General features: G+C 71.5%; 19 protein-coding genes, 1 tRNA gene and 1 pseudogene. 8 read left to right on the forward strand and 13 right to left on the reverse strand.

The annotated features are described in order from the left end of the window. The first annotated feature begins 287 nt into the window (after positions 1-287). A complete protein-coding gene (locus AB0R04_RS16195; protein WP_363371566.1) occupies positions 288-3,863 on the forward strand; it encodes a ricin-type beta-trefoil lectin domain protein in 3,576 nt (1,191 codons plus the stop codon). Positions 3,864-4,737: 874 nt separating this feature from the next. On the opposite strand, the gene AB0R04_RS16200 is transcribed toward AB0R04_RS16195, so the two are convergent. Continuing rightward, on the reverse strand, positions 4,738-4,878 hold the full coding sequence (locus AB0R04_RS16200) for a hypothetical protein (RefSeq protein ID WP_363371568.1): 141 nt from the start codon (positions 4,876-4,878) through the stop codon (positions 4,738-4,740). Positions 4,879-4,941: 63 nt separating this feature from the next. Next, a pseudogene (locus tag AB0R04_RS16205) lies at positions 4,942-5,103 on the reverse strand (ISL3 family transposase); the annotation flags it as partial. A gap of 181 nt (positions 5,104-5,284) precedes the next feature. Between AB0R04_RS16205 and AB0R04_RS16210 the strand changes: the two are divergent. Continuing rightward, positions 5,285-5,704, forward strand: coding sequence for a hypothetical protein (locus AB0R04_RS16210; protein WP_363371570.1), 420 nt, complete (start codon positions 5,285-5,287; stop codon positions 5,702-5,704). Positions 5,705-5,963: 259 nt separating this feature from the next. Here the strand turns inward: AB0R04_RS16210 and AB0R04_RS16215 are convergent. The 8 genes from AB0R04_RS16215 to AB0R04_RS16250 form a co-directional block, all read right to left on the reverse strand. Then, a tRNA-Ala gene (locus tag AB0R04_RS16215) sits at positions 5,964-6,037 on the reverse strand. 82 nt (positions 6,038-6,119) lie between these two features. After that, on the reverse strand, positions 6,120-7,247 hold the full coding sequence (gene glpR, locus AB0R04_RS16220; RefSeq protein ID WP_363371571.1) for a gephyrin-like molybdotransferase receptor GlpR: 1,128 nt from the start codon (positions 7,245-7,247) through the stop codon (positions 6,120-6,122). A gap of 149 nt (positions 7,248-7,396) precedes the next feature. Then, complete coding sequence (locus AB0R04_RS16225) at positions 7,397-8,023, reverse strand: GNAT family protein (protein WP_363371766.1); 627 nt, start codon at positions 8,021-8,023, stop codon at positions 7,397-7,399. Then, on the reverse strand, positions 8,020-8,523 hold the full coding sequence (locus tag AB0R04_RS16230) for a MogA/MoaB family molybdenum cofactor biosynthesis protein (protein WP_063348079.1): 504 nt from the start codon (positions 8,521-8,523) through the stop codon (positions 8,020-8,022). The genes AB0R04_RS16225 and AB0R04_RS16230 overlap by 4 nt, the downstream gene beginning before the upstream one ends. A 37-nt stretch (positions 8,524-8,560) precedes the next feature. Next, entirely contained in the window at positions 8,561-9,061 is a 501-nt protein-coding gene (gene moaC / locus AB0R04_RS16235) for a cyclic pyranopterin monophosphate synthase MoaC (RefSeq protein WP_363371573.1), read from the reverse strand. A 287-nt stretch (positions 9,062-9,348) separates the two neighbouring features. Beyond that, positions 9,349-10,689 (reverse strand): gephyrin-like molybdotransferase Glp, encoded by a 1,341-nt coding sequence (glp, locus tag AB0R04_RS16240; RefSeq protein ID WP_363371575.1) that lies wholly within the window; start codon positions 10,687-10,689, stop codon positions 9,349-9,351. Positions 10,690-10,714: 25 nt separating this feature from the next. Further along, complete coding sequence (gene galU / locus AB0R04_RS16245; RefSeq protein ID WP_063348081.1) at positions 10,715-11,635, reverse strand: UTP--glucose-1-phosphate uridylyltransferase GalU; 921 nt, start codon at positions 11,633-11,635, stop codon at positions 10,715-10,717. Between the two features lie 50 nt (positions 11,636-11,685). Then, positions 11,686-12,597, reverse strand: coding sequence for a GGDEF domain-containing protein (locus AB0R04_RS16250; protein WP_363371577.1), 912 nt, complete (start codon positions 12,595-12,597; stop codon positions 11,686-11,688). 115 nt (positions 12,598-12,712) lie between these two features. On the opposite strand from AB0R04_RS16250, the gene AB0R04_RS16255 reads away from it, so the two are divergent. Next, positions 12,713-13,288 carry a 5-formyltetrahydrofolate cyclo-ligase gene (locus AB0R04_RS16255; protein ID WP_363371578.1) on the forward strand — a complete coding sequence of 192 codons (576 nt, stop codon included), beginning with the start codon at positions 12,713-12,715 and terminating at the stop codon, positions 13,286-13,288. A gap of 72 nt (positions 13,289-13,360) precedes the next feature. Here the strand turns inward: AB0R04_RS16255 and AB0R04_RS16260 are convergent, their stop codons facing one another. After that, positions 13,361-16,072, reverse strand: coding sequence for a penicillin acylase family protein (locus AB0R04_RS16260; RefSeq protein ID WP_363371580.1), 2,712 nt, complete (start codon positions 16,070-16,072; stop codon positions 13,361-13,363). Between the two features lie 311 nt (positions 16,073-16,383). Here AB0R04_RS16260 and AB0R04_RS16265 point away from each other — a divergent pair, with 311 nt between their 5' ends. The 5 genes from AB0R04_RS16265 to mscL all read left to right on the forward strand — a co-directional run bounded on the left by AB0R04_RS16265 (position 16,384) and on the right by mscL (position 21,086). Beyond that, on the forward strand, positions 16,384-17,868 hold the full coding sequence (locus AB0R04_RS16265; RefSeq protein WP_363371582.1) for a potassium/proton antiporter: 1,485 nt from the start codon (positions 16,384-16,386) through the stop codon (positions 17,866-17,868). A 439-nt stretch (positions 17,869-18,307) separates the two neighbouring features. Beyond that, positions 18,308-19,588 carry an MFS transporter gene (locus AB0R04_RS16270; RefSeq protein WP_363371769.1) on the forward strand — a complete coding sequence of 427 codons (1,281 nt, stop codon included), beginning with the start codon at positions 18,308-18,310 and terminating at the stop codon, positions 19,586-19,588. A 160-nt stretch (positions 19,589-19,748) separates the two neighbouring features. Continuing rightward, positions 19,749-20,072: an FmdB family zinc ribbon protein gene (locus AB0R04_RS16275; protein WP_363371583.1), complete on the forward strand. Its 324-nt coding sequence runs from the start codon at positions 19,749-19,751 to the stop codon at positions 20,070-20,072. A 300-nt stretch (positions 20,073-20,372) separates the two neighbouring features. Further along, positions 20,373-20,636, forward strand: a complete 264-nt coding sequence (locus AB0R04_RS16280; protein ID WP_363371584.1) for a hypothetical protein — start codon at positions 20,373-20,375, stop codon at positions 20,634-20,636. A gap of 30 nt (positions 20,637-20,666) precedes the next feature. Next, complete coding sequence (mscL, locus tag AB0R04_RS16285; RefSeq protein ID WP_063348087.1) at positions 20,667-21,086, forward strand: large conductance mechanosensitive channel protein MscL; 420 nt, start codon at positions 20,667-20,669, stop codon at positions 21,084-21,086. A gap of 10 nt (positions 21,087-21,096) precedes the next feature. Here the strand turns inward: mscL and AB0R04_RS16290 are convergent, their stop codons facing one another. Together AB0R04_RS16290 and AB0R04_RS16295 are read right to left on the reverse strand one after the other, a co-directional pair. Further along, entirely contained in the window at positions 21,097-21,336 is a 240-nt protein-coding gene (locus AB0R04_RS16290) for a hypothetical protein (protein WP_363371587.1), read from the reverse strand. A 140-nt stretch (positions 21,337-21,476) separates the two neighbouring features. After that, a complete protein-coding gene (locus AB0R04_RS16295; RefSeq protein WP_363371588.1) occupies positions 21,477-22,448 on the reverse strand; it encodes a sigma-70 family RNA polymerase sigma factor in 972 nt (323 codons plus the stop codon). Positions 22,449-22,633 lie beyond the last annotated feature (185 nt).

A 22,633-nucleotide genomic window follows, 5' to 3' on the forward strand; every position in this document is an offset into this window, starting at 1 on the left:
AGACATCGTGACTGGTGAGGACTCTCACGAGAGTCCACGAATCGGCCTTATCGATACAAGTCTGGACTTCGGCGTCGAATTGAACTGGCCGATGTCATTGCCTCCCCCTACGTTGCCTCTGTCCTGAGTTAATCCAGGTCTACCGTTTCCTTTGGGGGGAGATTCCCGTTTTGAACAGAAAACGCCGTTACAGCGGTGTGCCACTCAGGGCATTGACCGCAGCAGCCGTTCTGGCGCTTGCGACCGGTCTGTCAGGGCTCGATGCCCACGCCGATGGCGCGCCGACCGTGCCGTCGCAGGCAGCGATCGATGCCGCCACCGCGAAGCAGTTGCAGGAACGGCCACCCGCCAATGCGACCGAGAAGGCCCTGGCCGAGGCCAAGGCCACGCAAAAGAACGTCCCGGTTGACTCGCTCACGACCGAGTACAGCGAGACCGTCGCCACCCCCGAGGGGCACCTCGCGCTCACCAACCACCTGGAGCAGCAGCGTGTGCGCCGAGGCGGCGCCTGGCAGGGGTTGGACGCCACCCTGGCGGCCAATCCGGACGGCACGTTCTCGCCCAAGTCCGCGGCGTGGCAACTGGCGTTGTCCAAGGGCGGAAACGGGCCGCTGGCGACCATGACCAGTGCGGACGGGAAGAAGCTTGCGCTGTCCGCACCGTTCGCACTGCCCGCGCCCACCGTCAGCGGTGACAGCGTGGTCTACCCGTCCGTCGCCTCCGACATCGACCTGAAGGTCACCGCCACGAAGTTCGGCGGGCTGAGCACCGTCCTGGTCGTCAGGACCCAGGCAGCGGCTGCCAACCCAATGCTGAAGAACCTGCACTTCGGGACCACCCTCGACGGCGTCAGCGTCAAGAGCGACGAGCACGGCAACGTCACCGTCGTCGGCGGCGACGGCAAGCCCCGCTGGGTCTCCCGCACCCCGCAAATGTGGGACAGCACCACCGCACCCGCCACACCCGCCCCAAGCGCCCCCGCGCCCGTAACGAAGACCGCCCTGGCCTTCAGGGCGGCCACGGCGAACGCCCCCGCGCCGACGGACGCGGGCCAGACCCCTGCGGTCGGCTCCGACACCGGCCCCGGGACGGCCTCCAGGGTCGCCACCATGCCGGTCAAGGCCGACGACAACGGCATCGACCTGACCCCCGACCAGGACCTCCTGGCCCACGGCACCGCCCCGTACTACATCGACCCCGACTACCTGCCCTGGACCCTGACAGGCAACTCCTGGACCTGGGTCCAGTCCGCCCACGACAGCCCCGGCAACTGGAACCGCCAGGGCCCCAAGGACTCCGACCACCCGGGCGTCGGCAAGTGCGGCTACTACCCCAACGGCGGCAGCTGCTCACCCGCCGACATCGAGCGCAGCTTCTACCAGTTCGACATCAGCTCGCTCGGCGGGGCGGTCATCCACTCCGCGACGATGACCATGCAGGAGTACGTCTCCGCCGACTGGTCCTGCACCCAGACCTACCCGCTCAACCTCTACGTCACCAACGGGCCGATCGGCAACGGCACGGCCTGGTCCAACCAGCCCGGACAGCAGGGCGGTCAGCTCGGCGCCACCGCCATGGTCGGCGGCTCGGGCCACGGCACGTGCCACGACAACGTGCCGTTCCAGTTCGACATCACCGGCGCGATGAAGCAGTACGTCAACTACGGCCAGCTGACCTTCGGCCTCTACGGCGACGAGAGCAACCAGTACGCCTTCAAGCGGTTCACCTACCAGCCCGCGCTGTCCGTGATGTACGACCGGGTGCCCAACGTCCCCACCAACCCCGGGGTGTGGCCCGCCCCCACCACGGTCAGCCCCGCCGGGACGAACCAGTCCTGCGGCGACAGCAACGCCGACCACTGGGCCTGGCTCGGCGCCGGCTCCGCCCAGAACAACGCCGTCTGGCTCAACGCCACCGTCAGCAGCCCCACCCAGGCCCAGGTAGCGACCTGGGACCACATCTGGGACTACAGCATGTCCGGCGTCCCCGACGTCGCGCAGGGCATGACGGCCCCCGTCGCCAACGGCGGTACCACCAGCTTCCAGCTACCCGCCAACGTCATCCAGGACGGCCACGCCTACGGCTACAGCATGATGGCCACCGACGGCCTGGACGACACCCCCTGGTCCGCCTCCGCCCCGGCCTGCTACTTCAAGGTCGACCTCACCCCGCCGACCGTCACCTTCCCCACCACGGTCGCCGACACCAGCAAGCAGTTCCCGCCCTCCGGCAACGGCCAGACGCCCCAGATCTACGCCGGCCAGAGCGGCGGCGTCCCGTTCACCGCGAACGACCCCGCCCCCAGCGGCGGCTACTCCTCCGGAGCCGTCTGCCTGCGCTGGAGCTTCGACCCGCAGCTCGTCGACGCCACCTGGCAGTGCGGCAGTTCCATGCCCACCGGCCAGATCCCGGTGACGGCCGGACGCTGGGGCACCAACGTCCTCTACGTCCAGGCAGAGGACAACGCCGGCAACCTGTCGCCGGTCGCGCAGTACGCCTTCTACGCACCCTGGAACCCCAACAGCCCCGCGCCGACCTTCGGCGACGTCACCGGCGACGCCCTGCCCGACATCGTCACCGCCGACCCGAACGGCGACCTGCGCGCCTACAGCATTCCCGCCACTGCCGCGAAGGCGCCGCTGGCCGCCCCGAAGGCCAACTCTCCTGGCCACGACTCATGGGCGAACTACCGCACCACCCACCGCGGCAGCCTGCGCGGAGGCAACAACGTCGACGACCTCATCGTCCACAAGGACGGCGATACGAACCTCTGGTACTACCAAAACCCCGGAAACGCGGGCGTCACCGGCGTCTTCGACGCCAACAGCTCCTTGGCCAAGCCGGCCTGCGACCCGAAGCTGACGGACTGCACCGGCTATAACGCGACCGACTGGTCCACCACGCTGCAGATCGCCGCCAGCGGCGACCCGAGCACCACCAAGCTCGACACCGGCAAGAAGTTCCTCAACCGCACCGGCCTGTTCACCGTCGAGACGAGCCCGGACGGCACCGGCGCCCTCTGGTTCTACCCCAGTGTTGGCAATGGCCTCTTCGGCTCACCCACCAAGCTCGCCGCCACTGGCTGGAAGGGCTGGGACCTGATCTCCCCCGGCGACTGGGCGAACCAGGGCCACCCCGGCTTGTGGGCACGCAATGAGAGCAACGGCGACCTACGCGGCTACACCTTCAACGCCGGTACCGTAACCGTCAGCGGCCCCTTCGGGCACAGTACCAACTACCCCGCCCTCACCGGTATCGCCACCGACACCAAGATCGGCTACGGCGTCACCACCGACAACTGGCCCGTCATCGGCTCCGACGGCGACCTCACCGGCATCGGTTCGCCCACCCTCTGGGCCCTGACCCCCAACGGCGTCATCCAGACCTTCACCGGCCACTCCACCACCACCGACCCCTACTTCACCTGGACCAACGGCTGGGTCAACGTCCTGAGCACCTACGCCGAGAACAGCCCCATCAGCTACACCGCCCAGAGCGGCAAGTGCGTGGACATCGCCGGCGCCAACACCGCGAACGGCACCGCCGTCCAGTTGTGGGACTGCAACTCCAACGCCGCTCAGAACTGGACCTTCAAGCCCGACGGCAGCCTCCGCGCCCTCGGCAAATGCCTCGACGCCACCGGGCGCGGCACCGCCAACGGCACCCCCTTGCAAATCTGGGACTGCGGCAACGGTGCACCGCAGCAGACCTTCGTCCCCAGGCCCGACGGAAGCCTCTACAACCCCGTCTCCGGCCGCTGCGTCGACCTCCCTGGCGGCACCGTCACCAACACCGCCTGGCTCCAGCTCTGGGACTGCAACGGAACCCCCGCACAGAAGTGGAACCCTCTAGCACGAAGCTGACCCGAGCGACAAATCCTCTGGAGCCGTAGTAACGAGCACAACCTGACTGAGCGCCAGGAACAAGGTTCCGCAAGCCCCAGCGCGAAGTCCCAACAACACAAACGCTCACTCGCCGTGGCCACCTCATCGGATTGACGTCCGACGAGGTGGCCACGGCACATTGCCGACGGACGGTCACCCCGCATGGTCGGGGTTTGCCCTATGCGAACCAGTTCGCCGGCATTCGACATCGCGGTCATCCGGCGAAGGCACGCGCGAAAGCGACCTGCACGCGGATTGGCCGAAGGGCACACGCCTGCTCCACCTGTGTGACCGGCCACCTCTAGGTGGCTACTTGTCCACCGGCCAGGGGAGGCTGAGGAGCCTGCCTCTCATTTACGAGCTGCAACCGACCCGGTACGTATGCCTGTTGACGATCGACGCAGAGCAGGAGATCGCGCTGCTTCCGGGAGAACAGGCGTGGCACGTGCCTCGCACAGCGGTGCGGCCGGCGGAGCCGGCGGAGTCCTGCCGGGCAGCCGGGTGCGGCTGGCAAGGAAGCTGATCGGCTGGCCGTCGGTGCGCTGGGACACGGTGACGGGGCACCAGCGCACGGCGCCCGATGCCGGCTCAGCCGCGTGCGAGGAGGAACACTTCCTGATCGCACGTCCTGGTCCCGGCTGCTTCGGCGGAACCAGGGCGGCATGGAGTGGGTGAGCCGACGCGATCTGTCTCCGTATCTGATGGGTGCCGAACTACGGGCGACCCAGGTACTGGTGGACGGATACCTGGATCGCTGGCTCCCTAATGTCGACTTCACCTCGACTGAGCTGACCAGTACCGGCTGCGTGGGCTGTTCATCGTGGTCTGCAGTGGCACTAAGGCTACGAATCGCCTACTGAACATGGTCCTTGCCGGTGTGCGCCGCGCTGGGCCCGAGGGCGGGCCGGTGCGTGTGGCGCCGCAAGGCCTGCTCAGTGATCTCTTCGGATCCGTCGATGACCGCGTCGACGGCGGCGCCGCGCACGATGGACACCGCTCGTGGGGAGTGTCATGAATTAGGCTCTGTCCCGTAATCGGTGGTAGCGCTCTGTAGTGATCACCGAAGGAGGATGCGGTGGCGGAGCAGGGGGAACCCGGCTCGGCCGTGCATCTGCCTCATGATCCGTTTGGTTCGCGTGTTGACGCCTTCTGTGCGGCCGTTGTGGAACGGGAGGGTGAGTCCGGCGTCGACGGCGGCCCGGTCGAGTTCCAGGCCGTTCGCGATCGCGGTCGTCGGCGGGGGTGGGATCGCCCTCGGGCGATGACCCGAGGAAGCCGTGGAGGTAGTTCCACAGCTGCTCCAGATCCTCGATGCGTTGCTCGGTTGAGTCGAGGTCCTGCTGTGTCTCCAGGAGCAGCTGGCGCAGGAACTCGCGCTGAGCCTTCTGGTCGAACAGCTCTTGCTCGGCCTCCGCCGCGGCGGTCCTCAGCCCGTCGACCTCACACCGAAACTGCGTCAGGGCCTGTCCTGGGGCCGCGCAGCCTGGCAGCGGGCCTTCCGGAGCCTGCGCAGCCACGTCGAGGGGCTCAACGGCCGGGCCAAGAACGTCGACACCTTTCTCGACAAACGGGAGCTCCGCCAGAGCCGCGGACGCGTCGCCCAGACGCTCCTCAGCGCGGTTCAGCTGATGGTCGAGAACCTGCGCACCATTGAGGTCTACCTGCGCGAGCGCCGCCTGTGGGCCGAAGACCGCTACACGCTCGCCGACATCACCGACACCCCGGACCCGCACGTACCCCCGAACACGACCAGGCACTTCCCCGCAACGCCCGGCACCGGCCGCGAAGGCCCTGGGACGGACCCACCGGAACTCGGCTAGCCCTCCGCCCGTCAGAGCAGCCACAGAGCACACGACGCCGGCTCGTGGGACCGCACACCCTCCGGTCCCACGGCCACTTCGCCATGCCCGCACTCGCACCGCCAGCTCCGCTCGGCCATCCCGCGAGGCAGTGTGACCCTCCCCACAGGCCACAGCCAGACTCGACCAGACCCACAAAGCACGAAATCCCGCCCAGAGTTGCCCCCTGGACGGGATTTCGTGAACCGTTCACGACCGAAGTCGTGAACGGCCCGTTGGGTGGAGCTGAGGGGATTCGAACCCCTGACCCCCTCGATGCGAACGAGGTGCGCTACCGGACTGCGCCACAGCCCCAACGAGAAGAAACTCTAGCACCTTCCGGAGGGGGTCCGTGACCACCCCCGGGGACGCGGTGCTGGTCCGGGGGCCGGGGAGGTCACTCGTTGGCCGCGCGGGGGCGGGTCTCCGTGGCCGACGGTTCGGCGTACTGGTCGAACAGCGGGGTGTTGCGGGCGGACTCGGCGGGGCGGCCCGCGGTCCAGGTGCCGGGGGCCGTCAGGTCGAGGCCGCGGGAGACCCGGGGGGCGACCGGCGCCGTGACGTACGTCGGCAGCGGGACGGGCACCGGCTCCCAGGAGTCCGGGCCGGCCGCACCGCGCTCGCGCATGCCGTCGACCCACTCCTCATGCTCGGTCGCCTCGGCCACCGCTGAGGCGGACGGCGCGGAGGCGGACGGCGCGGAGACGGCGGCCTCGCCGGGGTCGGCGGCCAGCCGCAGGTGCGGGCGGCGTCCGGCCCGCCCCTCGGCGGCCGGGGCGTGGGCCCGGACGCGGGGCTGGGTGTGGACCTGGGTATGGGCCTGGGTGTCGACGGCCTCGGCGGGGACGCTCCGGGCCGCGGCGCGCTGCTGCTCGCGCTTGCGCAGCCGCTCGGCCGCCTGGGCAGCCCGGGCGCGGTCGAGCTTCACCTCGTAGCGCTGGCGCTCCAGCTTGCGCAGGTGGCCGATGTACAGGGTGAGGAGGGTCGCCGGGACGGCCGGGACCCAGAGGAAGGCCAGTCCGGCCACCGCCGCGACCACGGCGCCGAGCGCGAAGGCCAGGAAGAGGGCGGTGACCATCCGGCGCCGGCGCGCCAGCAGCCGGGCCCGGCGCTGCTCCCCGCCGTGCGGCGCGGAGCCCGGACGCTCTCCCCGGGCACCCCGCTCGGGCGAGGGCGCGGGCGAGGGCGCGGACACCGGCACCGGCGCGGGTGGAGGCTCGACGGAGGCCGAGGACTCGGGCTCCACGGCGGGCGGCGCGGAGTCCGCCGCGGGGTCGCCTGAGGCGGCCCCGTCCCGTCCGGGAGGGCCGTCGCTGCTGTGCTCGTCGTCACGCGGTTCGTCGCCCAGGGCCCGGGCTGCCCGCCGCTCCAGCCCCGAACGCCCGGCCAGCAGGCGGATGGCGGTGCTGAAGCGCTCCGTCGGGCGCGCCTCGTTGAGTTCGTCCTGCCTGCGGAGCCACATCGGCACCAGATAGGCGGCCCAGGCCCCTACGATGACGGCGTAGATAAGGCCGCTACTGCTCACGACCCACACCGTACGGGCGCCGGGAAGGCCTGGCAGCAATTTGGCTCGGCGTGTCGTGTGATCAAGCTGATTCTCCGACTATTTTGCCGGTATTTGTGCCAGTCCGCCGTCGCGGCGATGCCATATCGATATTTGATTCGAACATATATTCAATTACATGGCTCGTGACCTGAACTGATCGACCGCCAGCGTTCCAGCATCCCCTCCGGCACCTCCTCGGCGGTCAGCGCGTACACCAGGTGGTCCTGCCAGGCGCCGTCGATGTGGAGATAGCGCGGGCGGACTCCCTCCGAGCGGAAGCCGAGCTTTTCCACCACCCGGCGGCTCGGACCGTTCTCCGGGCGGATGCAGACCTCGATCCGGTGCAGGCCGAGGGTGCGGAAACAGTGGTTGACGGAAAGCGCCACGGCCGTCGGCATGATGCCCCGGCCGGCCACCGCCTCGTCGATCCAGTACCCGACGTTCGCCGAGCACATCGAGCCCCAGGTGATGCCGCCGACGGTCAGCTGGCCCACCAGCTGGCCCTTGTAGAGCACGACGAAGGGCAGCATCCGCCCGGCCGAGCCCTCACCGCGCAGGAAGCGCACCATCTGCCGGAACGTCGGGCGCGGCCCGGCGGCCTGCCCGGCCGGACCGGGCGGGACGGTCGCCTCCCAGCGGCGCAGCCAGTCCCGGTTGCGGAGGCTGACCTCCTGCCACTCGCGCTGGTCGCGGGCCCGGATCGGGCGCAGCACGACCTCCCCCTCGTGGAGTTCTACCGGCCAGCCGGCGTTCAGTGCGCTCTCCCGGAAGCTGGTGCGTCCGGCCGGGGGTGGTCCCCGCCGCCGAGCTGGTCGACGGCGTGGGCGAGCAGCGGTTCGAGGACGGCCAGGCCGTCCTTGACGCCGCCGGTCGAGCCCGGCAGGTTGACGATCAGGGTACGTCCGGCGAGCCCGGCCAGCCCGCGGGAGAGCGCCGAGGTCGGCACCTTCTCCCGGCCGTACGCGCGGATGGACTCGGCGATGCCGGGGACCTGCCGGTCGATCACCCGGGCGGTCATCTCCGGGGTGAGGTCCATCGGCGAGATGCCGGTGCCGCCGGTGGTGAGCACGACGTCGTAGCCGGCCGCGACGGCCTCGCGCAGGACGGCCTCCACCGGCTCGCCGTCCGGGACGACCCGGGGGCCGTCGGCGGTGAAGCCCATCGCGGTCAGGCCGGCCACCAGCAGCGGGCCGCCCCTGTCCTCGTACACGCCGGCCGAGGCCCGGTTGGAGACCGTTACCGCAAGCGCCCTCATGCGCCCGCCCCCTCGATGGTGAACCCGTTCCGCCCGCTCACTCGCCCGCCTCCGGCGCGAACCAGTCGCCGCTCTTGCCGCCGGTCTTGCTGAGCACCCGGACGGACTCGATGGTGGCGCCCTTGTCCACGGCCTTGACCATGTCGATGACGGTGAGGCCAGCCACCGCGACGGCGGTCAGCGCCTCCATCTCGACGCCGGTGCGGTCGGCGGTCCTCACGGTGGCGGTGATCTCGACGGCGTCGTCCGCGACCGTGAGGTCCACCGTGACGCCGGAGACGGCGATGGGGTGGCAGAGCGGGACCAGGTCGGGGGTCTTCTTGGCGCCCATGATCCCGGCGATCCGGGCCACCGCGAGGGCGTCGCCCTTGGGCACGCCCTCGCCGCGCAGCAGCTCGACCACCTTCGGGGAGACCCGGACCCGGCCGGCCGCGACGGCGGTGCGCGCGGTGGTGGCCTTCTCGGAGACATCGACCATCCGGGCCGCGCCCTGGTCGTCGACGTGGGTGAGGCGGTCGCCGGGGGGAGGTGTCGTCACGGGTGGCTCCAGGGGCACGCAGGTGGAATACCGCGCTACCGTACAGCTCCCCCGCCCCACCCCGTGGGAGGGGCCTGGTCCACGGGACATGTCCCAGGTCCTGTCCGGTCGATCTTGGCGGATCAGCCCGCGGCGTTGGGCGCCCGGCTGGGCGTGCGCCCGGATCGTCCTCGTACTGGGCGTACTTGGGCGATTCGGGCGTGCGTCCAGGCGGGATGCCTGGGGGCACCTCCCGGCCGCCAGGCTGGGGGAGAGTCGCGGGCCCGGCAAGATCGGCCGGACAGGACCTAATGACCGAGCAGGACCACGTCGACCTCGCTGCCGGCGGGCAGGGCGGTGACGGCCTCGGGGACGGTGATCAGGCAGTTCGCCCGGGCCAGGGCGCCGACCAGGTGCGACTCGGCGCCGCCCACCGGCTCGACGGTGCCGTCCGCCGCCGAGTAGCGGCCGCGCAGGAACTGCCGGCGGCCGGCCGGGGAGCGCAGCGCCGCCGGGCAGAGCGCGCGGACCACCGGGCGGTGGACGTCGGCGGCGCCGAGCATGGTGCGGATGACCGGGCGGACGAACAGCTCGAAGGAGATGTAGGCGCTGACCGGGTTGCCGGGCAGGGCGAGCAGCGGCACGCCGGCCGGGCCGCCGATCCGGCCGAAGCCCTGCGGCTTGCCGGGCTGCATCCGCAGCCTGCGGAAGTCGACGCCGCCGTAGGACTCGAAGACCTCCTTGACCACGTCGTACGCGCCGACGCTGACCCCGCCGCTGGTGACGATCAGGTCGGCCCGGCCGAGCTGGTCCTCCAGGACGGCGCGCAGCCGGTCGGCCTGGTCCGGGACGGCGCCGACCCGGTAGGCGATGGCGCCGGCGTCCTGGGCGGCCGCGGTGAGGGTGAAGCTGTTGGAGTCGGAGATCTGCCCGGGGCCGACCGGCTCGCCGGGCTGGACCAGCTCGCTGCCGGTGGACAGCACCACGACCCGGGGGCGCGGGCGGACCGTGACGGTGGCGCGGCCGATCGCGGCGAGCAGGCCGAGCTGGGTGGGGCCGAGCCGGGTGCCGGCCCCCAGGACCTTGGTGCCGGCCGCGACGTCGCTGCCGCGGCGGCGGATGTGGGCGCCCTCGGCGACCGGGCGCAGGACGCGGACCTCCTCGTCCTCGACGGGCGCGGTCATCGCGTCGGCGGGCACGCCGGTGCCGGTGCCGCCGTCGGTCCATTCGACCGGGGCGACGGCCTGGGCGCCGGGCGGGACGGGGGCGCCGGTCATGATCCGGGCGGCCTGGCCGGGCCCGACCCGGGGCAGTTCGCCCGCGCCGGCCGCGATGTCGCCGACGACGGCGAGCACCGAGGGGTACGGGTCGGTGGCGCCGACGGTGTCGGCGGTGCGCACGGCGTAGCCGTCCATCGAGCTGTTGTCGAAGGGCGGCAGGTCGCCGTCGGCGAGGACGTCCTCGGCGAGCCGGCAGCCCTGGGCGTCGAGCAGTTGCAGCTCGATGGCGGGCAGCGGGCCGACCGCGGCCAGGACGTCGCTGAGGTGTTCGTCCACCGTCCAGAGGCGGGGGGCCGCCGGTGCCGGGTCCGTGGTTCCGTCGCAGCAGGCTGCGGCGGATCCGGTGGTGTGGTGGGTGGACCCGGTCATCGGCGGCTCGCTCTCTGTCGTCGTGTCAGTCCTGCAGCTCGGAGGCGACGAACTCGCGCAGCCAGGAGCGGAACTCCGGGCCGAGGTCCTCGCGCTCGGAGGCCAGTCGGACGATAGCGCGCAGGTAGTCCGCGCGGTCGCCGGTGTCGTAGCGGCGGCCCTTGAAGAGGACGCCGTGGACCTGGCCGCCGGCCTCCGGGTCGCGGGTGGTCAGCTCGCGCAGGGCGTCGGTGAGCTGGATCTCGCCGCCGCGGCCGGGCGGGGTCTCCCGCAGCACGTCGAAGACCAGCGGGTCGAGGACGTAGCGGCCGATGACGGCGTAGTTCGAGGGGGCCTCGTTCGTCTCGGGCTTCTCGACCAGGTCTGTCACCTGGAAGACGTCCTCGCCGAAGCCGTTCGCCTTGACGGCGGCGCAGCCGTAGAGGTGGATCTGGGAGGGGTCGACCTCCATGAGGGCGACGACCGAGCCGCCGAGCTCCTGCTGGACTTCGATCATGCGGGCGAGCAGCGGGTCGCGCGGGTCGATCAGGTCGTCGCCGAGGAGGACGGCGAAGGGCTGGCCGGCCACGTGCTGCTCAGCGACCGAGACGGCGTGGCCCAGGCCCTTCGGGTCGCCCTGGCGGACGTAGTGCATGTTGGCCAGCTCGACGGATTCGCGGACCCGGCGCAGGCGGTCCTCGTCGCCCTTGCGGGCGAGCAGCTCCTCCAGCTCGTACGCGCGGTCGAAGTGGTCCTCCAGGGCCCGCTTGTTACGGCCGGTGACCATCAGTATGTCGGACAGCCCCGCGGAGGAGGCCTCCTCGACGACGTACTGGATGGCCGGCTTGTCGACGACGGGCAGCATCTCCTTCGGAGTGGCCTTGGTTGCCGGGAGGAAGCGGGTGCCCAGTCCGGCCGCGGGTACCACGGCCTTGGTTACCGGGATTCGGGAGTTGGTCGTCGTCATGCGTTTACCTTACTCAGGCACGTTTTCGCCCGGCCGAGCGCGGTCGACGGCTAGGACAGCACGTCGCGGGGCCCGGCCACGGCGGCAGGCGTATGGGAATTGACCGGCTGGGCGAGGGGGTCCCCGCCGGCACAGGGCGACAGACTACCCGGCTTTTTTGAACGGTCACGCTCGGCAGTCGCGTTGGGCTGCGCACCGGCGGCGGGCGGGGCGGTCGGCCGCGCCGCCGACCGGTCGCCGGGGCCCGGGCGGACCCGCCAGCAGTCGCCGCCGGCCGCCCTGGCCTCGGCGAGCGCGCGGTCGGCGGCGCGCAGCAGCACGGCGGCGTGGGTGCCGTCCTCGGGCAGCACGGCGACGCCGACGGCGGCGGTGAGGCCGTTGCCGTGCGCCGGGCGGGACTCGCGCGGGCCGGAGGACCAGTCGAGCAGCAGGTGCCGGCGGACCGACCAGACCAGGCGCTCGGCGACCTGCGCGGCGCCCTCGGCGCCGGTGTCCGGCAGCACCACCAGGAACTCCTCGCCGCTGTAGCGGCCGAGGGTGTCGGCGCGGCGGATCTCCATCGCCAGCCGCTGGGCGAGGTCGCGCAGCACCGCACCGGCACGGCCGCGGCCGTGCTCGGCGACGACCGCGTCGAAGCCGGTGATCTCCAGCAGCAGCACGGCCAGCGGGCGCGGTCCTTCGGGCTGGTCGGTCCGCTCGGCGCGGCGGGCGCGCTCGATCTCGCGGTCCAGGGTGAGCTGCAGGTGGCGGTAGTTCCACACGCCGGTGAGCGGGTCGCAGGAGGCGGTGCGCTCCAGGTCGGCGCAGTGGGTCTCCAGTTCGGCGATCCGCTCGCGCAGCTGCTCCTGCCGGGCGGCGGCTTCGGCGCCGCCCCGGCGCAGCCGCAGCCCGAGCACGGTGGCGCCGGCCAGCGCGGGGGCGCTGAGCACGGCCAGGGCCTGGACCAGCAGCGGGGTGGACAATCGCGGCGGCCTTTCGCGTGTCAGGCTCTGCGCGTCGATGGCGCCGGCCGGCGGGACCGGGTCGGCGAGACCGGTCGGCGGCACAGCTCGACGGCACAGAGTTGCGGAGGATCCGATGCACAACGAGAAGAGCGATCTGAGGACACGGCTGTTGACCCGGCGCCGCGCACTCTCCGCCGACGGGCGCGCGGAGGCCGCGCACGCACTGGCCGGGCACGCCGGGGAGCTGGCGGCGCCGGGCACCACCGTGGCCGCGTACGTGTCGGTGGGCGCCGAGCCCGGGACCAGGCCGTTGCTGGACGCGCTGCGGGCGCGCGGGGTGCGGGTCCTGCTGCCGGTGCTGCTGCCCGACAACGACCTGGACTGGGCCGCCTACCAGGGCCCGCAGGAGCTGGCCCCGACCGGGCGCGGGCTGCTGGAGCCGGTCGGCCCGAGGCTCGGCCCGGAGGCGGTCACGGAGGCCTCGGTGGTGCTGCTGCCGGGCCTGGCGGTGGACCGGCGGGGGCTGCGGCTGGGCCGCGGCGGCGGCAGTTACGACCGGGTGCTGGCCCGGCTGGGGCGGGCGGGCGCGCGGCCGGTGCTGGCGGTGCTGCTGTACGAGCACGAGCTGCTGGACGAGGTGCCGGCCGAGCCGCACGACCGCCCGGTGGACCTGGCGGTCACGCCCGCCGGACTGCGCAGGCTGGGGTGAGACGGCGGCGGCCCCGCTCCGGGGAGGGAGCGGGGCCGCCGGGGTCGTGCGGGTCGTGCGGGTCGTGCGGGGTCAGCCGTTGGTGAGCACCAGCTTGTGCTTGGTGGCCTTCTCGACCGCGTCCGGCGTGTAGGCCCAGGTCAGCAGCTTGCCCTTGAGCCAGAGGTCGGTCTGGTCGTTGTAGTTGTCGTGGAAGGCGTGGCCGGAGGCGCCGCCGACGTTGATCCAGCGCGAGGAGTCGAGGTCGCTCAGGTCGATCACCATCCGCATCGACGGGATCCAGTCCACCTGGTAGCCGGCCGCCGCGTTCCAGCCGGCCGCGTCGACGGCCGCGGAGCCGCCGGAGAGCCGGTACGGGCCGCGGTTGAGCAGCCGGTGGACCGCGCCGGAGGCGATCGAGGAGTCGTCGGTGCCGAGGGTCTGCTCGCGCAGGGTCAGCTTGTGCAGGCGGCCCCAGCTCCAGGTGGAGATGTCCTTGCTGAGCAGCGAGGTGAGATCCTGCCGGGCGTCCTTCATCGCCTCCTTGAGCAGGTTGTCCAGGCCCTTCTGCTCCTTGTGCTGGGAGTCGATGTACGTCCACCAGGAGCTGTCCGGCTTGTCCAGCTGCTGCCGGACCACCTCGGTCCAGCGGTCGCCGCCGTCCGGCTGGGCCTTGCCCGGGTCGCGGGTGCCGCACTCGGTGACGATCTTGCTGGAGCTGTCCGGCCTGGTCGGGTCGTCCTGCTGGCGGACCAGCAGGCAGTTGCCCTTGGCCCGCAGGTCGGCCGGGAACTTCTGGCCGAAGGCGAGGCTGAGCAGCTGGCGCCAGACGCCGTTGTAGTAGGCGGCGGCGGCCGAGTCGGCGTCCTGGTGGTAGTTCCAGTCCTTCAGCAGGTCCTGGGCCTCGCGCACGTACGGGTCGTCGATCTGCTGCTTGAGCAGCAGCGGGACGAGCGTCTTGGCCATGATGCTGGTGTTGTCCAGCTGCATGGTCTGCATGTCGTCCGGCGAGATCTTGCCGTTGTTCTTGAGCAGGCCCTCGATCTGGTCGGTGATCTCCTTGGCCCGGGTGCCGTACTCCCAGTCCTTGGTGAGCGAGTACTTGTAGCTCGGGTCCACCACGGCCTGGTTGGCGGTGACGATGTAGCCCGCGGACGGGTCCAGGCTGTACGGCAGGGCGGTGAAGGGGATCGAGCCCTTCCACTGGTACGTGGAGTCCCAGCCCGGGGCCGGGTAGCTGCCGTCGCCCTTGCCGCGGACCGGGATGTCGCCGGGGGCCTGGTAGCCGATGTGCTTGGCGTCGGCGTAGACCAGGTTCTGCGCGGGGACGGCGAAGTCCTTGGCGGCGGCCCGGAACTCGTCCCAGTTGCGGGCCCGGTCCAGCTCGAACACCGCGTCCATGGTCTTGCCGGGGTTCAGCGCCGTCCACTGCAGGGCGACGCCGTAGCCGCCGGTGCCGCGGTCGGGGGCGGCGCTGCCGTTGGGGGCGTACTTGCCGACGTTCTGCTGCTCGGTGCTCTGGTCGGAGATGAGCGGGGCGCCGGTCTGGGTGGTGCGGACGGTGATCGTGCGGTCCTCGCCGCCGGCGACCTTGATGGTCTCCTTGCGGAGGTCGAACTTCACGTCCTTGCCGTCGACCTGGTAGGTGTCCGGGCCGGTGACCTTCTCCAGGTAGAGGTCGGTCACGTCGGCGCCGAGGTTGGTGAAGCCCCAGGCGACGTCCTTGTTGTGGCCGATGATCACGCCGGGCATGCCGGCGAAGCTGAAGCCGGAGACGTCGTACTGGCAGGCCGGCGAGCTGGTGCGGCAGTGCAGGCCCATCTGGTACCAGACCGAGGGCAGGCCGGGGCCGAGGTGCGGGTCGTTGGCCAGCAGCGGCTTGCCGGTGGTGGTGTGGGTGCCGGCGACGACCCAGGAGTTGGAGCCGATGCCCTGGCCGGGGCGGCCGAGCAGCTGCGGCATGCCGTCGATCCGGTCGGTGAGGCCCTGGAGCAGCGCCTTGGTGGTGGCCGCGCCCTGGGTGGTGGCGGTGCCGCCGCCGGACGGGGGCGAGCCGTCGGCGGGGCGGTAGTTGTCGCCGGCCACCGTGCCGGTCTTCACGATCGTGCCGTTGCGGGTGTACGGGTAGTCGGGGTACAGCTCGGCGATCTTGTCCGGGCCGAAGTCCTGGGCCAGCAGCGAGCGGTCGATCTCCTCCTGGAGGTTCCCGGAGAGGTTCCAGGCCATCGCCTTGAGCCAGGCCACCGAGTCGACCGGGCTCCACTGCTCGGGCTGGTAGTCGCCGTTGACGGCGCCGAGCAGGGCGTACTCCAGCGAGGCCTTCTCGCCGCCGGGGTGCTCGCCGAGCCAGGCGTTCACGCCGTCCGCGTAGGCCTGGAGGTTCTTCTTGGTGTCGGCCGACAGCTTGGTGTCGAACTCCTTCTGCGCCACCTGCCGCCAGCCCATGGTGCGGATGAAGGCGTCGGTGTCGACCTGGCCGTCGCCGAACATCTCGGACAGCCGGCCGGCGGTGATGTGCCGCCGGACGTCCATCTCCCAGAAGCGGTCCTGCGCCTGGACGTAGCCCTGGGCGCGGAAGAGGTCCTCGTTGGTGTCGGCGTAGAGCTGCGGGATGCCGTTGGCGTCCCGCTTGACGTCGACCGGCGCGCTCATGCCCGCCACCTTGACGGTGCCGTCGACCTCCGGGAAGGACGCGCGGACCGCGGTGACCCCGCGGTAGCCGCCGTAGCCGACGCCGGCCACCAGCAGCACGACCAGCACGATCACGATCAGACGGGCGCGCCGGAACTTCTTCGAGCGGGGCATCTGGGTCCTTGCGGTCCTGACTTCGGGGCGGGCGGGCGTGTCCAGGGCCGGGGGCCGTGACAGGGCACCACATTAGGCCGAGTCGGCCGAGCGGCGTGCACGGGGGACGCTCACCGTGGGATCGGAGGAGGTCAACGAGGAGGCCTGGAAGCGGCGGTTGGGGGCCCGGGGAGGAAAAGAAACTAAAGATATGGCAAAATGTTAGACTGAGTAACGATCCGCAACAGGAGCATTGACGCCTTCTTAACGGGTCGCACCCTCCAGCACCACCAGACACCCCGCCCGCCCCTGCCTGCACGAGGTGCCACTGCGTGAACATCGACCACCTGAACCAGCTCCTCCTCGAGTTCTCCGTGATCCTGCTGGTCGCGGTGGTCGCCGTGCGGATATCCACCCGCTCAGGGCTACCGAGCCTGCTGATCTACCTCGGGATCGGCGTCGCCCTGGGCCAGAACGGCATCGGCGTCTCCTTCAACAACGCCGAGCTGACCCAGGTGCTCGGCTACGCGGCCCTCGTGGTGATCCTCGCCGAGGGCGGCCTCAAGACCAGCTGGCGCGAGGTCAGACCCGTGATGCCGGCCGCCACCGTGCTCGCCACCGTCGGCGTCGGGGTCAGCGTGTTCGTCACCGCGGCCGGCGCGCACTGGCTGGTCGGCCTGGACTGGCGGACCTCGATGCTGCTCGGCGCGATCGTCTCCTCCACCGACGCCGCCGCCGTCTTCTCCGTCCTGCGCATGGTCCCGCTGCCGCACCGGCTCACCGGCCTGCTGGAGGCCGAGTCCGGCTTCAACGACGCGCCCGTGGTCATCCTGGTCGTCGCCTTCGCCACCACCGGCGAGCTGGACTCCTGGTACGTCCTGGTCGGCACGATCATCGCCGAGCTGGCGATCGGCGCGGCGGTCGGCTTCGCGGTCGGCAAGCTCGGCGCGTACGGGATCAAGCACGTCGCACTGCCCTCCTCCGGCCTGTACCCGATCGCCGTGATGGCGCTGACCGTGCTCGCCTACGCGGGCGGCGCGCTGCTGCACGGCTCCGGCTTCCTCGCCGTCTACATCTGCGCGGTGATCCTCGGCAACGCCAAGCTGCCGCACGGCCCGGCCGTCCGGGGCTTCGCCGACGGCCTGGCCTGGATCGGGCAGATCGGCATGTTCGTGCTGCTCGGCCTACTCTGCACGCCCGAGACCATGGGCTCCGCGGTGGTCCCCGCGCTGGTGATCGGCGGCGTGCTGGTCTTCCTGGCCCGGCCGCTGTCCGTGGTGCTGACGCTGACCCCGTTCAAGGTGCCGGGCCGGGAGCAGGCGCTGCTCAGCTGGGCCGGACTGCGCGGGGCGGTGCCCATCGTGCTGGCGACCATCCCGCTGGTGTCGGGCGCGCCGAAGGCCCAGGACGTCTTCAACATCGTCTTCATCCTGGTCGTCGTCTTCACCCTGCTCCAGGGCCCGACCCTGCCCTGGGTGGCCAAGCAGCTGCGGATCGGCGACGGCTCGATGGGCCAGGACCTGGACATCGAGTCCGCCCCGCTGGAGAAGCTGCACGGGCACCTGCTGTCGGTCACGCTCTCCCCCGGCTCCCGGATGTCCGGCGTGGAGGTCAGCGAGCTGCGGCTGCCCAAGGGGGCCGCCGTCACCCTGGTGGTGCGGGAGGGCAGCTCCTTCGTGCCGGACAAGGCGACGGTGCTGCGCGGCGGGGACGAGCTGCTAGTGGTCACCACGGACGAGGTCGGCGAGGCGGCCGAGCGGCGGCTGCGGGCCGTGGACAAGGGCGGCAAGCTCGCGGGGTGGCTGCACGGGCGGTGAGCCCGGCGGGTGGGCGGCGGGTGGTGACCGGAAGACCGGAAGGCCTCACCCGCTGTTCACCTTCGATGGGCAGGACAGTTTTGGACGTGCCTTGTAGTCTGGGGATGCGCGCGACATCTACGCGCGTATATGTATGATGGTCAGATCACACCCAGCATCTGCCTGAAGCAGAGTTGGCGCGACCGTTCGGCGGCCGCGGTCCGGACCTCGGCCACCACGCCGGTCCGGCCCGGTATCTACCCCGGTCGACGCGCGAGAGGACGACTCTCGGCGCCGTCGGGGCCACCCCATGCCCTGCCGCGCTACCAGGCAGCAGGAAGGACCGACCGTGACGGCCCGCCGAACGGTCGACGACCCCGCGGACACCGCGACCCCGCGTGACACCGCCAACGCCACCCCCGCCGACGGCACCGCCGATGCCGCCGGCGCCCCCGCCCCCGTGCGGGTCGGATACGGCGCACTGCTGCGCACGCCCGGCGCCTGGACGTTCCTGGCGCCGGCATTCCTCGCGCGGCTGCCGTACGCGATGCTCAGCATGGGCATCCTGCTGCTCGTCAAGGACACCCACGGCTCGTACGGCACCGCGAGCACCGTCGCGGCCGTCGCCGCCGTCGCCCAGGCCCTGATCGGCCCGCAGACCGGCCGGCTCGCCGACCGGTACGGCCAGACCGCCGTCCTCGTCCCGACCGTCGTGGTGCACGCGGCCTCGGTCGGCGCGCTGATCGCGCTGGCGCTCGGCCACGCACCGGCCTGGAGCCTGTTCCTGGCCGCCGTCCCGGCCGGCGCGAGCGTTCCGCAGATCGGCGCCATGGTCCGGGCCCGCTGGATCGCCGAGTTCACCGCGGACGGCGCGTCCGCCTCGTCCGCGGCCAAGGTGGGCACCGCGTTCGCCTTCGAGTCCGTGACGGACGAGTTCACCTTCGTGATCGGCCCGATCCTGGCCACCGCCGTCGCCACCACGGTCAGCCCCTCGGCCGGACTGATCGCCGAGGCCACGCTGACCCTCGTCGGCGGCCTGGCCTTCGCCGCCCAGCGGCGCACCGCGCCCGCCCGGGCACTGCCCCAGCCCGGCGTGCGACGCGCCTCCGCGCTCGCCTCCCCCGGCGTCCGGCTGCTGGCCGGGGCCTTCCTCGGGGTGGGCGCCGTGTTCGGCGGCATGCAGGTCTCGGTGAACGCCTTCGCCGACTCGGTCGGGCAGCACGGCGCCGCCGGCACCGTGTACGGGATCTTCGCCGGCGGCTCGATGGTGGCCGGCGTGCTGTACGGCGTGATCGCCTGGCGGCGGTCCGTGCAGCAGCGGATGGTCATGAGCTACGCCCTGCTGGTGCTGGGCTGCTCCACGCTGTGGGCGATGCCCAACCTGGTCGCGCTCGCCGCCGCCGGACTGGTCTGCGGCCTGGCCATCGCGCCGACCCTGATCAGCGGCTACACCCTGGTCGAGACCCTCGTCGCGGACGGCGCCAAGACCGAGGCGTTCACCTGGCTGACCGGCGCCATCGGCCTCGGCCTGGCGGTCGGCCAGATGATCGCCGGGCAGCTGATCGACGGCCACGGGCCGTCCAGCGGGTTCCTGGTGCCGGTGGCCGGCGCCGGCCTGGGCCTGATCGCGCTGGTGTCGCTGCGCCACCTGCTGACCGCTCCGGGCGGGCCGGGCCAGGTGGTCGCGGCCGCACCGGAGCGCGGCGCCGCGGCGCAGCTGGTGGGCGCGGCCAAGGGCTGAGCGGGCACGCGGTGGCGCACCGCGCGAAGCCGCGGTGGAAGAGCGTTCGCGGCTCGGCCACGGCTCATCTCACATCGGAGTCGCTGGACTGATTCAGCGGAATGCCGCATCATTGACCATCGTTAGCACTCATCAGGCGAGAGTGCCAGGAGGAAGACAAGTGCCCACGTACCAGTACCAGTGCACCGAGTGCGGCAACGGCCTGGAGGCGGTGCAGAAGTTCACCGACGAGGCGCTGACCACGTGCCCCGACTGCCAGGGACGGCTCCGCAAGGTCTTCTCGGCCGTGGGCGTCGTGTTCAAGGGCTCGGGCTTCTACCGCACCGACAGCCGCTCGTCCTCCAGCAGCACGGTGGGCGCAGGCTCCTCCGGTAGCTCCTCGGCGGCGTCGTCCGGCTCGACCCCGGCGTCGTCCTCGACGTCCTCGTCCTCCGGTTCTTCGAGCTCTTCCAGCTCCTCCAGCCCGGCTCCGGCCGCGAGCTGACCTCGGCGCCGGACGCACACAGCGCATCGACAAGGCCCGCCGCCCCGCGTTCTTCGCGGGGCGGCGGGCCTTTCGTCGTCCCTGCTCGCTGTCACCACTCGCCGCCCCGGTTCGTCAGCCCGGGCGGGCCGGATGCACTCGTGCGGGTGTGCGAATTCATCCACAGGGCCCGAGTTGTCCACAGGCTGCGGATAACGGCTTTCCGGGGCGGGGCGCGGCGCACATCGTAGGGGTCGCCGGAGAACGACCGGCCCGCACAGGGGCGCCCCCCCCACGACCTCGGTGGTGACCATGACGACGATGAGCCTCTCCGTACCGCTGCCCGCACCCGCTGTACCGCCCCGGCGGGAGGTGCCGCGCTTCCCGCCGATCCGGCGCGGGGCCGGCGGGTGGCACCGCTGGCGGCACGCCGTACGGCGCCGGGCCGGGGTGCCCTCGCTGGTGCTGCTCGCGGTGGCCGCGGCGCTCGCGGTCGGGCCCGCGCGGGCCGGGCTGCCGCCGCCCCCGGGCGGCCCGGTGAGCCGGACGGGTTGTCAATCCGGACCAACGGAAGATCACCCGTAACCGGGCAACGACTTCGTCGTTCACGGCGGCATGAAAGGCTTCAAGGAATTCCTGCTGCGTGGAAACGTCGTCGAACTCGCCGTCGCCGTCGTCATCGGCGCGGCCTTCACCAACATCGTCAACGCCTTCGTCAAGGGCGTCATCAATCCGATCGTCGGCGTCTTCGGAACGAAGGACCTGGCGTCCTACAGCTCCTGCCTCAAGGGGCCCTGCGAGCTGAACGCCACCGGCGAGGTCACGTCCGGAATCCTCATCCTGTGGGGATCGGTGCTCAGCGCCCTGCTGCAGTTCCTGATCACGGCGGCCGTCGTCTACTTCGTCCTGATCGTGCCCATGAACAGGCTGGCCGCCAGGCGGAAGAGCACCGCCGAGACGCTGGCGGAGGCCGAGGCCAAGGAGGTCCAACTGCTCACCGAGATCCGCGACGCGCTGGTCGCCCCGCAGCGCTGAGCGCCACGCCTCAGTCCCCGTGGTGCGGCGGGCGCTGGCTCAGGTACCAGTCCAGCCCCCGCCCACCGCTCTCCCCCGCCCCGGGGCGCTCACCCCAGCCGGTGTCGGTGTCGTCCCGGGACTGCTGGTCCAGCGGGTCCCGGAAGACCAGCCGGGCCTTCGGCGCCGCCGGCCGCTCCTCCCGTCCCTGCTGCTCCCCCTGTCCCTGCTCCTGCTCCCGCGCCTGCCCCTGCTCGCTCACCCTGCTCACTTCCGCTTCCCGTCGACTGCCGTCCGGATCGTCCTGTCCCTCCAGCCTAAGAGCCCCGCGACACACCCCGGGCCCTGGTGCGGAGTGCTCCGCACCAGGGCCCGGGGCGGGGATGGAGCCGCAGGCAGTTGCTCGGGTTCTCAGGCGGCCTCGAAGCCCGCGTGGTCGGCGATCTTCTTCAGCTCGGCCAGCGCGTGCTTCTCGATCTGGCGGATCCGCTCGCGGGTGAGGCCGTGCTGCTTGCCCACCTCGGTGAGGGTGCGCTCGCGGCCGTCCTCCATCCCGTAGCGGGAGCGGATGATCGAGGCCGTGCGGTCGTCCAGCCGCCCGATCAGGCCGTCCAGCTCCTCGCGGCGGAGCATGACCATCACGGCGTCCTCGGGGGACGTCGCCCCGGTGTCCTCGACCAGGTCGCCGAACTGGGTCTCGCCCTCGTCGTCGACCGCCATGTTGAGGCTGACCGGGTCGCGGGCCCAGTCCAGCACGTCCTTGATCCGGGCCTCGGTGGTGTCCAGCTCGGCCGCGATCTCGGCCGGCTCGGCCTCCCGGCCCAGCTCCTTGGACTTCTCCCGCTGCACCCGCCGGATCCGCCCCAGCTCCTCGACCAGGTGCACGGGCAGCCGGATGGTGCGGGACTGGTCGGCGATCGACCGGGTGATCGCCTGCCGGATCCACCAGGTGGCATAGGTGGAGAACTTGAAACCCTTGGCGTAGTCGAACTTCTCGACGGCGCGCACCAGGCCGGCGTTGCCCTCCTGGATGAGGTCCAGCAGCGGAAGGCCACTGCGCGGGTACCGGCGGGCGACCGCCACCACGAGCCGGAGGTTCGAGCGGATGAAGACGTCCTTGGCGCGCTCGGCGTCCTCGGCTATCGCCTCCAGTTCCTCGCGCTTCACGCCGTCGGGGAACACGCCCTCCTGCAGCAGGTGCTGGGCGTACACGCCGGCCTCGATCCGCAGTGAGAGCTCGACCTCCTCGGCGGCATCGAGCAGGGGTGTCCTGGCGATCTCGTCGAGGTACATACCGACCAGGTCGCGGTCGGCCTCAAGGTTGGTCGGGCGGGCCGCGCGAGTCCGGTCGGCCCTGTCGCGAACGACGGCACGGGTGGCCATGCTTGCTCCCTTTGCTGGAATTGCCGAGGTCTGCCTGCCTGCCCCCCGAGAGGGCAAGAAATGCGGGCCCCGCGGGGCTCACACGTAACGATCCAACGAACAGAATCCGGACAACATTCCCAAGTTACTCAGATTCTTCCCCGCGATGCAGTATGCTGCCGGTTTTCACCCCGGCTATGGACACC

This window comes from Kitasatospora sp. NPDC056731, from assembly GCF_040687675.1.
Classification (GTDB): domain Bacteria; phylum Actinomycetota; class Actinomycetes; order Streptomycetales; family Streptomycetaceae; genus Kitasatospora.

Excerpts from the sequence above, each read along its gene's own strand:
- AB0R04_RS16230 (WP_063348079.1), bottom strand. The coding sequence starts at position 8,523 with ATGAGGGCGCTTGCGGTAACGGTCTCCAACCGGGCCTCGGCCGGCGTG.
- glp (WP_363371575.1), bottom strand. The coding sequence starts at position 10,689 with ATGACCGGGTCCACCCACCACACCACCGGATCCGCCGCAGCCTGCTGC.
- galU (WP_063348081.1), bottom strand. The coding sequence starts at position 11,635 with ATGACGACGACCAACTCCCGAATCCCGGTAACCAAGGCCGTGGTACCC.
- AB0R04_RS16255 (WP_363371578.1), top strand. The coding sequence starts at position 12,713 with ATGCACAACGAGAAGAGCGATCTGAGGACACGGCTGTTGACCCGGCGC.
- AB0R04_RS16260 (WP_363371580.1), bottom strand. The coding sequence starts at position 16,072 with ATGCCCCGCTCGAAGAAGTTCCGGCGCGCCCGTCTGATCGTGATCGTG.
- AB0R04_RS16280 (WP_363371584.1), top strand. The coding sequence starts at position 20,373 with ATGAGCCTCTCCGTACCGCTGCCCGCACCCGCTGTACCGCCCCGGCGG.
- mscL (WP_063348087.1), top strand. The coding sequence starts at position 20,667 with ATGAAAGGCTTCAAGGAATTCCTGCTGCGTGGAAACGTCGTCGAACTC.
- AB0R04_RS16295 (WP_363371588.1), bottom strand. The coding sequence starts at position 22,448 with ATGGCCACCCGTGCCGTCGTTCGCGACAGGGCCGACCGGACTCGCGCG.